Raw genomic sequence first — 15,338 nt, forward strand, 5'->3', positions numbered from 1 at the left:
TTTTGAAGAAAAACCAGTACTACTACAAAAACAATACAGTAAGAATACGAAAATGTACTTTAAATTTCATCTAGTTAATTTTATTTTTTTAATTTTAATTATCATTTACAACCAAATATATTTAACCATCTAAATGGTTTCTATGGATATCTTTGTTATGTCAGATAACTAATTTGTTCTGATAATACCTGCTGTTGGCATATTAATTTTCACTAATCCCTTGAATTTTATTTTTTCTTTTCTGATTAACTTCCCCATACAATCGTAAATTGATACATTATGAGTTCCAAAATCTTTACTGCAATCAAATACCAAACTGTTTTTATGAGTTGCATTTACAATAAGTAAATCTTTATTCATGTTTATTGGAGTTATAACACTTGGCTGATAGGCTACAATGGCTGTTTTATGGTCTAGGGAAACCTCTGACCATGTATAATTTGCCTCCGGACCATAATTGTATGCTTGTCCTCGGGTTAAAACTTCATTAAATTCATTCCATTGTAGTAACAAAAATTGAAGCATTTTTAAATGTGACGCACTCATTTTGGTTAAATCTGTAGATATTTGAGGAACAGATAAAAACGTTTGTAATAATTGCAACGCTGCTACTTCTGGAGTTTCATTTTCATTCCACGCTAATGGATCGGCGTGTATGACCTGTTTATTTAAGTTACGAGCATCTAGCGTACGCGTACGATTTTCTAATATGTTGTTAGGACAATCAATTGCTCTAAACATATTTGCATATTGTTGTAATATAGGACTTGTGAAAAATTGTCTGTATTCAATAAGAACATTAGGGTTAATGATTTTGCAAGCAAGATAAATATCTGACAATAATTTAACGGTTGCTTCTTCTACACTTTCATAATCACGACCATTTCCCATTGGCAAATTTTTGGGAGCAAATCTTGAATTGATCAAATCCATAAAATCGATTTTGAATCCATCAATATTATTCTCTTTCATTAGTGAAACTAAACGCTCGGTAAGGTGTTTTCTCACTTCGGGAAAACGGGGATCTACAACCCAAGCGCTAGCCCAGTCAGCCTTGTAGAGCATTTTGTCTTTCAATGTTTCATATATTTTTGATTTTTCACCAATCATGCTTGGCGCTGTCCATAACATATATTTTAAACCCAGGTCTTGAACTTTTTCAACGTGCTTCTTAAAATCTTTAAATCGTGTAGTATCAATTTCCCAATCGCCATTATAGGCACAATAACCCGATTTTGCATCGTATGCTTTTTGCCATCCATCATCAACAATAATAGTCTCACAACCTATTTCCTTGGCAAGTTGTGCTTGTTGTTCTATATTTTCAGCATTTAGTCCATCTGTTTTTAAAGCATACCAAGTACAATAAAAAGGATTGTGTGCTTTTTCAGGGATTGAAGCAAAATTTAATTGGTTTTCAGTTTTCCACCATTCCAATAAATCTTGTTGTGCAAGGTTATAGTTAATATCTCTACTGTCGAATCGAATTTTAACTTTATAGGATTCCATTGCCTTTGTCGGGTAAGAAAACAATCCTATTTTAATATCAAATCCGACACCATTTTCTTCATTCTCACCAATTTGTAATGTGGTAGGATAAACCAATTCAGATACTGCAAGCGTTAATCGATTGGTATTATTGTTATTAATTAATGTCATGCTTGGCTGATCCATCATAGCTGAAGTAAAAGCAGGCTTAGCGTTAAAACTTACCGGGATCATTCTAGAAATTGGATAATGATACAGCGATGTTGGTTCATTTAATGCATCGGCACCATAAGGGCCTAAATAACTTTGAATATCAATTGAAGCTTGTTTGAATTTAATTGTAATAGGCGAAGGGATTGCTTTTTGTTGAGCTGAAAGACTAATTTCAAGCTCTTCAACCCCAGGTGCAATGGTTCTAACGTTTACAGTGCGATTAAAATTTTTGTCCTCACCTTCTATACTCAGATTGAATTGTCCAACTTTGAAAGTTTGAGATACAGTAATTTGGGATAAAAAAATAAAAGTGATAATTGATAATGTTTTCATTTCTAAGGTTATTGTTTAAACATTCTAATTTGGTTTTTTTTTAAAGTTGAACTCTGTTATGAGTTATAAAATGCCCCTGTAAAAACACAAACTATATTGCTAAATCTTATGATTTTGAATTTTACAGATTATAAGAATACGTTGTTTTTAAATTTGTTTGATATTAAATAAAACCTATTTTATTTGCATTCTTAAAAGTCAATTTGTCTAATTGCAACCGTAATTGTGATGTTGATGTCAGTCTGGGCTTGCCAAAGACTTTTTTAATAAAACTTCGACAGGCACAGCATGACAAATGAAATGCAATTGGCAAAAAAATAATAATTACAACTAAAGGGTAATCAAATTCATTTTAATATTAAATTATTATAATTAATTTCTGATCAAAATCTTGAGTGTTTTAATTACACCACTATGGTCTGAAACTTTCAATAAATACATACCGTTTGATAATGAATCAACCACAAATTCAACTGAGCTTGAACCCGCATTGATCGTCGAGTAGTTTTTTTCTTTTTGCAAGCGACCCTGTAAATCATATAAACCGATAACGACATTGTCTTTAGATTTTCCTGAAAAATTAATATTTATTAGGTCTCTTGCAGGATTAGGATATGCAAATACTACATCTTTAGGAGAATCTATTTGATTTACACCGAGTGTAACATCTTCCATTATTGAAATATTATCCAAATACACTGGAGTACTGATCGTCCCTCCTAAATGAAAACGAAAATCCACATAGCCTGTAAAACTACTCGTAAAAGTATAAGGGCCAAAGTTGGTAGGTGTGGTGGTTAAAGGGATAGCACTTTTATTATATATAGTCGAATAAGGAGAGCCACTCATAAGAAGTATCAAATTGATATTTCGAGACACATCAGCACTACCTCTAAAAGAAAGCAAATAGTTTTTACCTTTTACTACAAAAACTCTATTATAACTCAACTGTACATTATCGATTCCTGTGCTGTTACCGAGGTTTGTTACAGTAACTTTAGCCACATTCGTATCATATCCTGGCAATGTAACCATATCCAAAGTAGAACTTCCGCCATTTTTATTAGAAAAACCCCAACCTGTTGTATCTGTATCAAAGGATGGGTTTGCTATCATATTTGAACCTGCTGGAGGAAGCACTGGAGTTACAGTAAGTATCTGCGACAAACTATTTGCAGGATTGGTAGCTCCGTCTCCTGCTTGTGACGCTGTGATAGTAGAAGTACCTGCTCCTAAAATACGAATTTGACCAGCTACGATTGTTGCTACAGCACCATTTGAACTAGTATAAGCAATAGGTAAGCCCGAAGTTGTGGTTGCTCCAGGGTCGAAATCTGGATTGCCAATTACTTTAACAGGAAGCTCATTAAAAGTAATGGTTTGCAAAGCTTTGGTGCCGTCGTATCCATAGCCTGTAATCGCAAAATTATAAGGATTTTCATTGGCATCGCTATTAGCAATACTAATTGTACCTGTATAGACGCCAACTGTTACAGTAGTTAATTTTACTTGAAAAGTAACCGAACTACCGGCTGAAACCGAATCGGGTGCATCTGTTTCTAATGAAAATCCAGTACCTGTAACCACCACTTTAGGTGTTCCTGTTAAGTTCAAGGCTAAATCCCCAATGTTTTGAATGGTAAAGGTTACAATTTGGGGAGTTGTTGAGGCAACAGATCCGAAATCGAAACTTCCAGTATTGTCAAAAACATCAGTTATTCCCTGTCTAATGTTCATTTCAGCTCTTGGGATAACTGTGGGATATTCATAAGCACCCATATCGCTAGAAAAACCTACTGGACGGGCAAGCCCTAAAATATCTGTAGCAGCAAACTGTCCCACTGTATTGCTCCCATTGTTAACCGCAGGGCTAGTGTTTTGTAACCTAAAGTTTGCAGTCGCATCTAACGCAAGGGTAACAAAGTTCGGATTGCCAGTTTTGTCATTCGCTCCATTTCTAAAAGATGGCCCGTTATGATACAAATTATAATCGTAAACAGCACCACTATCATTTCCATTGCAGTTTCCTCCTGTGCGGGCAAACATGATGTTGTTAAATATTTTTACATCACTACATTCCTGTCCAAAAATCTCCGCATAGCCCACTACCGTTCCATTGTTGTACGCGGTATTATTGATGATATCAACCCTTACAGCTTGAAAAGCATGTATGCCACTTCCCCCGTTATTGTAGGACACATTGTTTTCTACTAATGTGCGACCTGTGTAAACTGGTTTGCCTTGAGTTCCATTATTTGCATCTATAATAATTCCGTTACCGTCTGATAAATTATCAACTCCAGTTAAAGACCTTCTCCACTTAATTTGGGTTTTGTTGCCATAACAAATGTTACCACGGATGATTATTTTGTAAGTAGTAACGGCATCAATTGCTTTTGGTCCAAAAACACTTATCCCGCTGGTAGCATACATGGTGTACCAAGAATTGTTGTAAACTACGTTGTTTTCTATAGTGATATAATCTGCTGCACCAACACCAATCCCTCCTGCTGGGAAATCATGAACTTTTAAATTTCTAATGATAATATGATGTGGATTGCCTGTTTTAGCTACCGATATGGCATTCGTATTAAAATTTGCGTTAAAACTTGGCGGTGCAGTTTTAGATTGTTCGTAAGATGTTTGTGCACCTGCAAGGGTAAGGTTGGCATTATTGCCCTCCAACTCTAAACCTTCAAAAACAATATAAGACGCATCAATTACCACAGCATCCCAAACGTTTCCGGATGCTTTTAACAATGGTGAATGCCCAGCGAGGGGTTTAAAGGTGATGTAATTACTAGCATTACCACCTATGTTGATGGTTAATAATGGTCCATTCGTGCTATTGTAAGTCCCATTCATGATATAAACGGTATCTCCAGGAAGTGTTAAGTTGGCAGCTGATTGAATGGTTTGCTTTGCTAAAGTTGTTGATAGTCCTGAGTTGGCGTTGTTTCCGTTTACGGCATCAACATAATAGTCGGTAGCCCAAAGGTGACCAGACATAATGCTAATGATAATTACAAAAACAAACTTGAATTGATTTTTTTTAATTATAATTTTTTTTCTATGGGATTATCATTTTTTAATTAAAAACGACTTTTTCAGTAATTAATATAGGGGAATCATACAGCGGGATATTGAAGGTTGAATTACCTCCTGATTTGCTCCATTGAGCTTTTTCAATGTCATAAATACTTCCAGTCATAAGGTCAACCCAAACAGGAGATTTAAAAGTGGTATTTTCGAGTGTAATACTAATGGTTGTGGTATTAAATGAGTTTGTGGCATTTTCCCCATCTAACCATAGAGCTACTAAAGGGGTGTTGTCCGAATTGTGTCGATAGCCATAAACAGAAAGTGATTCATTGCTAGTAGTTGAATATTTAAAACCAGGGGTTAAAACCATATTACTATCAAATATGGCGGCTATATTTTGAACGGCATAATAGGCAACCTTTGGTCGTATTGCAGCCATTGTAATATCTGACTGAATCAAACCTTTCGTATTTAGAACGGCACGGTCGCCCCAATTGTAATAAATATCGATAATGGTAAAAACCGAAGTTTCAATATCATGTCCTAAATCCCCCAACAAACGGCGCATATTGTATTTAGCCTGAGTATATTCCGTCCAGTAATATTCTGATAAGGCAAAAGAAGGAATATAAGTTGATGGGGCACCGTTTTCGCCTTGGCGCAATAGGATTTTATCTGAATATTTTTCAATTACAGATCTTAACCCAAGCACTCTTTTATTGCTATATGCATCTTCTGGTCTCAACGTATAACTGTGATAGCTTATCCAATGAAATAAATCTAGCTTACCTGCGTCGGCAATAACTTTTAAAAACTGGTCTAGGTATTCTTGATTGCTGTTTGACGCAAAAGCGAGACCAGCGATCTTTGCTTCTGGCTGAATGCGTTTGATTATTTCGGCTGTACGGATGTTTAATTTTGCAGAGGTTTCTGCGTCAATATGGCCATGAAGATCTGGTTCATTCCAAATTTCCCACTCTTTCACACGATCTTTATAACGGCTTACCAAAGCTTCCACCCACCGATCCCAGGCAGCATACGCTTCATCAGATTGCATGAGACTATTTAGTAGGTTTATTCCGCCGCCTCCAGGGTATGCAGGATTTCCATAAGAAGGCTGAAGCCAAGGTTCTATATCATTGGCAACTGCATAATCTATAATGTCATCTAGCCATTTCCAATCGTAAACACCGGGAACTTTTTCGCATTTTGCCCAGCCTGCTTGTAAACGGATTTTTTTCACACCAAGCGGCGCTAAATAATCCTTATAGTTGTCCCAAACCGTATGGTCTCTGTCCAGTGTTTCACACCCCACGGTAAGTCTTGAAGATGTTATTTCTTTGGTGCTCTTGGGTTTTATACTCCCAATACGTTTCATTTTTACTTCTAAAGGCGTTTTGACACGATCGATGGAAGAGTCTATGAATTGCGCCTTGGAGTGACCAAATACGAATAGTAAAATAGTTAAAAAAAGTAGTTTTTTCGTTTTGCATTTTGTTGATTTTGTAGTTGACATTTCGTTGATCTATTTAACGAAAAAGAGATTATTTTTTTGTTTTGTATTAAACAACATTTATATTTTAAGGAACCATTGATTATCCATATTTTCAGTGAGATGTCTATCAATTATTATCGAGCTGCCATCTGGTTTGGTGATTTTAATTTGATAAGAACCATAAAACCCTCTAAAGCTTATTTGCCCGTTTTTATCAGCCTTCAGTACTAGATTTTTTGTCATCCATTCGTCTTTGATGAGTTTGTGTAAACGCGTATAAACTGGTTTTGGATTAAAATCCTTATCAAGTAAGCCACCACCTTTTAACCAGATCATACGGTCACTTAATCCCCACCAATGTATGGAACCCATAGATGGATACCCAAAGGATAAAATATAGAACTGCTCAGCAAAATCAGCTTGGGCTTCTTCTGTCCAAAACCCTTCACGCCATCCACCTGTAATGGGAATTCCTGAAGATTGAGGCGTGAATTCGGTTATATGAAGAGGTAATCCAAGTTCATTCATTCTGTCGTAGGTTTTAATTAATTCCACTGGGGAGAACCACATGTCACGTGGCTCATGTGCCTGAATACCAATGCCATTTATTGGTGTATTCTTTTTTTGGAGCTCTTTTACGAGTTGGTAGAACTTTTCACGAATATCTGGCTTGGCAATCAAAAAAAACTCATTTAAAATAAAATCCCCATTTTTATCTGCTTCTGCTGCCCATTTGTATGATTCTTCGATCCATGGAATGGTTTGTTCCAGCGTAATTCCTTCAACATTATATCTTGTCCCGTCATCAATTTTCCCTTCAGTTGTGAGCGTATCGGCAAGAGCCATCTTCCATGGTATGGTGTTTACGGGCTCGTTTACAACATCCCATATTTTTATTTGGTCTTTAAACCCTCCAACCAGGTTTTGAATTCTGGCTTTGTATAAATCATTAGCTAATTCAAAAGGATATTTCATTAACCAGCGAGGAGTTCCTGCCAAATGTGTCCACCCCAAAGTATGGCCTTTGGGTGTGATATTATTCCTTTTACACCAATCGAGTTTTTGCTGCAATTTTTGCCATTGAGGCATTCCTTGCTTTGGTTCATAAGGCTCCCATTTTACAGTCAATTCAGTAAAATTAAATAGACTAATAAATTTTTCCTCAAATTTGGTTGCATCTTCTGGTGTGAGCCTGAATATTTCCTCACATAGATTTCCGAACAGAAAGTCCTGTGTGATTTGGTTGATTTCAACTCGAATATTTTTAATAGGTTTACCGTGTTCATCTGTAAAAACCAGAGAGGCGTCTCCTTTACGATATTCTTCAATATTTTGACGAGCTTTGGCTAGCAGTTCTTTTTCAATTGAAGTTTTTTCAGCGGTTTGTCCGTTTATTTTTATGATTGAACACAGAAAGATCGATACAAAAAGTAGAGTACTTTGAAATCGTGATACTGAGGGTTGAATTTCTGAAATAAATTGTTTTAAGTCTTGAAGTATTGTTTTCATATGTTATTATTTTTAATAAACCAGTTCTATAAAAAACATAAAAACGCATAAATCCTTTCGTCTAATTTTCAAATACCTATTGCCGTCTTTATTTCAAAAAGTCATTAGGAGTCCATATGTTAATAACATGCTTACTTTAAGTTACTGTAAAAAATAATTTTGTTGTAATCATTTTTTACTCTATTATTGTAATATATTATGTGTACGTTAACTTATTTTTTCAAAAAAAGAGTGTACGTTAACATAATTAAAATAAAAATACATATTATTATTTAAACGGAATGAAAAATAATGGGTTTTTTATTACGAATATTTAATCCACCTAATTATTATTCACTTCTGGCCTTCAAAAATTAATCATTGAAATAAAAAATAAAATTATTATGAAAACAAAAGTTTTGTTATTAAGTATACTCGTGGTTACAAGCATAATTTATTCTTGCAGTAAAGATGATAGTCCAACAACACCGACGCCAACACCCATAGCTCCTACAATTACTGGGTTTACAATTCCAACTAAAGTAGTTGGAGATGCTCCTTTTGATTTAACGCCTCCTACAAGCAATAGTTCTGGAGCGTTTACTTATTTAAGTAGCAATACTACTGTAGCAACTATAAGTGGCAATACACTAACCATTGTTGGTGCAGGAACTACGAATATTAAAGCTAGTCAAGCTGCCAATGGTGATTTTTTAGCGGGAGATATGTCAGCTGATTTAGTTGTAACTGCTCAAACTACACCCGTTGTAGGTACATTGTATGTTTCTACTACAGGAAACGATTCACATGATGGTTCAAAAAACGCACCTTTTTTAACTATTAACAAGGCAGCTCAAGTTGCTGTGGCTGGAGATGTAGTTGTTGTAAAGCCTGGAACCTATAAACCTACTATAAAGATAGCGCCGTTAAATTCCGGAACTGCTGATAAGCCCATTATTTATCAAGCGGAAGTAAAAGGTGAAGTAATCATTGACGGAAGTGAATCAGCGGATGGTACCAAGGTGGATAGAAGAGGACTTATTACCATCGATGGTTTTAGTGCATCAACTCCTAAAAGTTGGATTGTAATAGATGGTTTTACTATTATAAATGCAAAATGGGCGGGTGTAATAGCCATAAACAGTAGTAATATTATCATAAAAAATTGCAACACTAAAAATACAGGTTCCTCTGGAATAATTGGTGCTAATTCAACTAACATTACTATTATTAATAATAAAGTAGAGCAAGCTTGTTCTATTGCGGAAAAAGCACAAAATACGAATGAATGTATTACAGTAGCGTCAGTTGTAGGATTTGAGATTGCTTACAATACGGTATCAGATCGTATGGTTGATTTGAATAATGGGGGTGAAGGTATAGATGTTAAAAATGCTTCTGCAAATGGTACGGTGCACCACAACATTGTGACCAATTTGATTCGGGTTGCTATATATGTTGATGCTTATCAAAGAGATTTAAATAATATAGATGTCTACGCTAATAAAGTGTATAACACTACTTCAGGTATTACTGTTGCAAGTGAAGAGGGAGGTGTGGCTTCAAATGTTGAAGTTCATGATAATTTGGTTTATGATATTCAAGGCGTTGGTATTAGACTTGCTGGTTATGTTAATAATGGGCCTTTAAAAGACATTAGTGTATATCAAAATACAGTGGTGCGTTGTGGTTTAGGTAAAACAGTTTCAGATTGGGAAAATTGTGCATTTATGATAGAAGCCGATAATGCAAACAATTCAAATTTTATTGTTAGAAATAACATATTTGCAGAATGCAAAAATCAAATAAACTGGAAAAATCAAAGTTACGCCATTATGGACAATAATTTAGTGTTTGGCAATTCGACCACGGCAGGTACAAATGCTATTATCACAGATCCACAGTTTGTTAATTCAGCGGGAGCAGATTTTAAATTAAAGGCTGGCTCCCCTGCTATAAATAAAGCATTAGGAACTCCAATGTCTGCGATTGATTTTAATGACTTTACAAGAGACGCTACACCTGATATTGGAGCTTTTGAATATCATTAATAAAATTGATTAAACAGCACTATTTATAATCCCAAATGTTTTTTTTGGTTATGAATTATCTATTAGAATTGATCGAAATAATACTTTAAGAATCTTGTTTACGACATTTCAGAACATAGACAATACATTTTGTAGCAAAAACAATTAAAATGAAAAAATATTCATTACAGTTTCTTTCGGGGTCTTTATGATTTGTTGTATACCTCCTAAATTGTCAGCTCATGATAATTTGAAAACTGAAATAATAACTAAAACGGCTGAAAAACTTATTAATAAAATCCGTGGTGGCTAGTCTGGAATGACGATTAGAAATTTACTAATCAGCAAGCAAGAAAGAACTCTAAAACTTTATATTAATTAGAAGTGCTAATAATATTCTTATAGATGATGAAAAAAATAATATTTATTTTACTTTTTACATTAATTGGAGTACCTAATACTTACTCACAAGAATTAATTATTGACGGAAACTGGAAATATATAACGAAAGAAGATAATGCAGAATTCAGCAAAAAAGATTTTAATGATTCTGGCTGGGCTGAACTTGATAAATTAGAATGGCAAGATGATATCCATACAACGGCTGTTAGATTGCTTTGGCTTCGTAAAAAGGTATTCATCCCAGTAAGCCTAAAGTCAGCGTCCGAAAAAACAGGTTCAATGAGTCTTTCGGTGGGCAAAATTCGTCAAACCGACGAAACCTATTTAAATGGTAAGTTGATTGGTGAAAATACTTCAGGAGACACCAATAGAAATTATTTAATTGATACTGAAGATATATTATGGGATCAGGAAAATACGATAGCCATTAGAGCTACACATTGGGGGCATTTTTCTATCTCTATGGTACCACAATTCAAGTCCGCGAACCCTGATCTGTTTTTCAAATATAATGCAGGTCTGAAAAAGGGAAACGAAAAAGACCTCGTAATAAATAAAGACTTGATTTATCAATTTACCATTACCAATGTTTCAACAAGAAAACTAAATGGAAGTGTTGTAGCAGACTTTTATAATTTCAACGGAGAAAAAGTTAATTCAGATAAAAAGGAAGTCAACTTGGAATTTGGAGCAACTACTGTTGATTTCCACTATAAAGCTGCTTCACCATTAATAAAAGTAACTTACACCTTAATTGTAAACGATTTTCAATATTCAGATAGTTGGAACGCCGTTTATGGCTATGAGAATATAGCTTATAAAAAAGCAACCCCAATAATAACCTATAAGGTTGATGAAAAATTTCAAAATCCGGATGTAGATAGAACAGTCATTGATGGTTGGCTAGGGGAAAAGTTGGATATTAATACCCAACAAAGACTTTACAAAGTTGATGAAGATGTGTTATTAGCAGGATTTATTAATCGTCCAGGCGTGCATTCATGGATTGGGGAGCATGTTGGTAAATTCTTAGAAGCCGCTTGTAATACCTATGCAAATAAAGGTGATGCGGCACTAAAAGAACAAATTGATAGAAGTGCACAGCAACTTATAGCGGCCCAGTTAAAAGACGGGTATTTAGGAACTTATGATGCAGACAGTCATTGGACAAGTTGGGATGTGTGGTCGCATAAATATGATATGGTAGGATTATTAAGATACTATGAATTATCTGGCTTTAAACCAGCATTGACTGCTTGCGAAAAAATTGGTGATTTACTATTTGAAAAATTCGGTGACTCCGTTGGTCAAAAAGATATAATAAAAGCTGGTGCACATGTTGGAATGGCAGCTGCAAGTGTTATAGACCCCATGACCGACTTATACCGTTTCACAGGAAACAAAAAATATTTGGATTTTTGTTACTATGTTATCAAAAGCTATGACAATCCAAAAGGACCTCGCATTATTACCGATATTGATTCTTTAAAAAGATTGGATAAAGTAGCAAATGGCAAAGCTTATGAAATGTTGTCAAATATCGTTGGAATTTCAAAACTATATCGAATTACAAATGATGAAAATTTTTTAAAACCTGTATTGTTAGCGTGGAATGACATTGTTTCTAAACGTTTATATGTTACAGGAACAACAAGTTCCATGGAGCATTTTCAGGATGACCATGTATTGCCAGCAGAAAATGATGCGCATATGGGAGAAGGGTGTGTTACTACAACTTGGGTTCAACTTAATTATCAATTGTTTAGTATTTCGGGAGATATGAAATATTTAGATGAATTAGAACGCTCGGTTTACAATCATTTAATTGGTGCTGAAGACCCACAGACAGGAGGTGTAAGTTATTATACCCCACTTATGGGAGTTAAGGAATACGGTACAAATATAACCTGTTGCATGTCTAGTATTCCGAGGGGTATAGCTATGGTTCCGATGTTTTCAAACGGTAAAATTAATCAGACTCCAACATTTTTATTTTATGAACCAGGAGTTTATAAAACTAAACTGAATACAAAAGATCAAACGGAAGTTGAGTTTGTAACTCATACAAACTTTCCATCAGATGGGAAGGTTTCAATTTCAGTAAATCCATCAAAGACATCAAAATTTCAGATTCTATTCCGTAAACCATATTGGACAGAAAACTTTACGATTAAAGTAAACAATAAAACCCAAAAAGCTGGTCAGCAATTAATTGAGGTTGACAGAACGTGGAAAAAAGGCGATAAAATTGAAATTAGTTTTTCTATTCCGCTTAAAATATTAGATGGCGGTAAAAGTTACCCAAATAGCATTGGCATTCAAAAAGGACCACAAGTACTGGTGTTTGACCAAAAGTTAAATAAAGTAAAAGCTGAAGATGTTTATTTAAATGAAAATGCCATTTTTTTGGAACAGGTGCCAAACAGCATATTGCCAGAAAATTGGTCAGGAAATCAGGTTTATACTTTAAATGCAGAAGTAAATGGGCGTACAGAAAAAATCTATCTCGTACCGTTTGCCGATGCAGGTCAAACTAATGGAATGATCACAACATGGAATAAAAAAGGAAAGTAAATAACACAAAAAAATCATTATGAATAATAAAAAGGTCTGGGTAATTTTGCTGGTAATTATAGCAACAACACAAATAATAGTTGCCCAAAACAGTGATAATGCAAAAAACAAGATAGAGTTGCTTTTAAAGAAAATGACTTTGGAGGAAAAGGTAGGTCAATTAAATTTGGCTACTTATGTAAATGAGAACAATACAACAAATTCTTTTAATGAAAGCATCAAGAACGGAGAAATAGGAGGGATCCTTAAAAGCAATGGAGCCAAGACAAATTATGAATTGCAAAAAATGGCTGTTGAACAAAGCCGTTTGGGAATCCCTATATTATTTCAAGAAGATGTGATACATGGTTATAGAACCATATTCCCTACGCCATTAGGGGAATCGGCCAGTTGGAATTTAGAGAATATTGAAAAATCAGCTAGTATAGCTGCAAAAGAAGCAGCAGCGGGTGGAATCCATCTCACCTATGCGCCTATGGTTGATATCACAAACGACCCACGATGGGGACGCATAGTCGAGGGCGCAGGGGAAGACCCCTATTACGGTAGTTTGGTTTCAGCAGCCAGGGTCAAAGGTTTTCAAGGAAAGGATTTGACCAGCGGAGAAAGTGTGATGGCATGTGTTAAACATTTTGCGGGTTATGGTGCAGTTCTAGCAGGCAGGGATTATAATATTTCAGATTTTTCAGAAAGAACCTTAAGGGAGATTTATCTTCCCCCATTTAAAGCTGCCATTGATGCAGGTGTAGGAAGTGTAATGACTGCCTATTCAACGTTTGACGGAATTCCTGCCACGGCCAACCAAAAACTGCTTAAAACTATTTTAAGAGAAGAGTTAGGTTTTAAAGGCATGTTAATTACAGATTGGTCAACAATTAATAATCTTGTTAAGATTGGGGTAGCTGCAGACCAAAAAGAAGCTGTTCTCATGGCCATTGACGCAGGTGTTGATGTTGATATGACCAGTGGTTTATATTTAAAATATTTAAAAGTATTGGTTGAGGAAGGCAAAGTTAATGTTTCGGTAATTGATCAAGCCGTAAGAAGGGTGCTGCATGCCAAACAGCAATTAGGTTTGTTTGATAATCCCTATAAATTTTTTGATGTGGATAGGGAAAAGGAAACTTTACTTAATCCAAAACATTTGGAATTTGCACGAAAGTCAGCAAGAGAAAGCATGGTTTTATTAAAGAATAACAATAGTATATTACCGCTTAATTCCAATGTTAAAAAGATTGCAGTAATTGGACCAATGGCTACACGTAAAAAAGATATGTTTTCATGGTGGGGTGGAGATTATTCCCAAGGAAAACCTGAAGATGTCGTTTCGCTTTTAGAAGGCTTAAAGAAAACAGCGAGTCCTAATGTTACCATTGAATATGCCGAAGGCATAAAGCTGGATGGATTTGAGCCTAAAGGATTAGAATTAATTCCAGAGGCGGTAGCATTAGCATCCCAATCAGATTTAGTTATTTTAGCTTTAGGAGAAGAGTATTGGATGAGTGGCGAAGCAGGAAGTATTTCGAATATTAATTTACCAGGAGCTCAAGAAGAATTGGTTAAAGCAATATCTAAAACGGGTAAACCTATCGTTACTGTATTATTTAATGGCCGTCCTTTTGATTTGCAACTTGTAGAAAAACACTCTGAAGCCATATTAGAGGCTTGGTTTCCTGGAACTATGGCAGGTTTGGCTGTTTCAGATGTGCTTTGGGGAGCCTATAATCCTTCTGGAAAATTAACGATTTCCTTTCCAAGAAACACTGGTCAAATCCCAATATTTTACAATTATAAAAGAACTTCGCACGATATTAATGAAGGTGTCAAACCTTCTCGATGGACTAATATGTATTTAGATATTCCTACAACGCCTTTATACCCTTTTGGATATGGTTTGAGTTATACAAAATTTGAATATTCAAACATGGAATTATCAACCAATGCGATAAACAAAGAGGACAGTATCCAAATAACTGTTGAGGTATCGAATACAGGAAAAGTGTTTGGTGAGGAAGTTGTGCAATTGTACGTTGGCGATGATGTTTCATCTATCTCAAGACCACTAAAAGAACTTAAAGGCTTTAAAAAAATAGGATTGAACCCAGGTGAGAAGCAGAAGATTAGTTTTACTTTAAATCCCACAGATTTCTCATTTTATAATAAGGATATGCAATGGGTTCTTGAATCAGGATCCTTTACAATTATGATAGGGGCCTCTTCTCAGGATATAAAATTTTCTAAAAAATTGGCTGTTCACTAAAAAGTGAAACTAG

Annotated in this window: 7 protein-coding genes; 3 read left to right on the forward strand and 4 right to left on the reverse strand. The window is 35.1% G+C overall.

Features of this window, described 5'->3' with window-relative positions:
* Nucleotides 1–168: 168 nt before the first annotated feature.
* The 4 genes from A9996_RS00950 to A9996_RS00965 form a co-directional block, all read right to left on the reverse strand.
* Nucleotides 169–2,034 (reverse strand): glycoside hydrolase family 36 protein, encoded by a 1,866-nt coding sequence (locus tag A9996_RS00950; protein WP_066429941.1) that lies wholly within the window; start codon nucleotides 2,032–2,034, stop codon nucleotides 169–171.
* A gap of 372 nt (nucleotides 2,035–2,406) precedes the next feature.
* Nucleotides 2,407–5,043, reverse strand: coding sequence for a choice-of-anchor D domain-containing protein (locus A9996_RS00955; RefSeq protein ID WP_066429943.1), 2,637 nt, complete (start codon nucleotides 5,041–5,043; stop codon nucleotides 2,407–2,409).
* Between the two features lie 79 nt (nucleotides 5,044–5,122).
* A complete protein-coding gene (locus A9996_RS00960) occupies nucleotides 5,123–6,592 on the reverse strand; it encodes a GH39 family glycosyl hydrolase (RefSeq protein ID WP_066429944.1) in 1,470 nt (489 codons plus the stop codon).
* Between the two features lie 57 nt (nucleotides 6,593–6,649).
* Nucleotides 6,650–8,080, reverse strand: coding sequence for an endo-1,4-beta-xylanase (locus A9996_RS00965; RefSeq protein WP_066429948.1), 1,431 nt, complete (start codon nucleotides 8,078–8,080; stop codon nucleotides 6,650–6,652).
* A gap of 383 nt (nucleotides 8,081–8,463) precedes the next feature.
* On the opposite strand from A9996_RS00965, the gene A9996_RS00970 reads away from it, so the two are divergent.
* From A9996_RS00970 to bglX, 3 genes are all read left to right on the forward strand, one after another.
* The gene (locus A9996_RS00970; RefSeq protein WP_066429951.1) at nucleotides 8,464–10,110 is read left to right on the forward strand and encodes a right-handed parallel beta-helix repeat-containing protein; all 1,647 of its coding nucleotides are present in this window, start codon (nucleotides 8,464–8,466) and stop codon (nucleotides 10,108–10,110) included.
* A 384-nt stretch (nucleotides 10,111–10,494) separates the two neighbouring features.
* Nucleotides 10,495–13,065 (forward strand): glycoside hydrolase family 127 protein, encoded by a 2,571-nt coding sequence (locus tag A9996_RS00975; RefSeq protein WP_066429952.1) that lies wholly within the window; start codon nucleotides 10,495–10,497, stop codon nucleotides 13,063–13,065.
* 19 nt (nucleotides 13,066–13,084) lie between these two features.
* A complete protein-coding gene (gene bglX / locus A9996_RS00980; RefSeq protein ID WP_066429953.1) occupies nucleotides 13,085–15,325 on the forward strand; it encodes a beta-glucosidase BglX in 2,241 nt (746 codons plus the stop codon).
* The last annotated feature ends 13 nt before the right edge of the window (nucleotides 15,326–15,338 follow it).

Origin of the sequence: Gelidibacter algens, assembly GCF_001678675.1 — a bacterium.
In the GTDB taxonomy this organism is placed as follows: Bacteria; Bacteroidota; Bacteroidia; order Flavobacteriales; family Flavobacteriaceae; genus Gelidibacter; species Gelidibacter algens.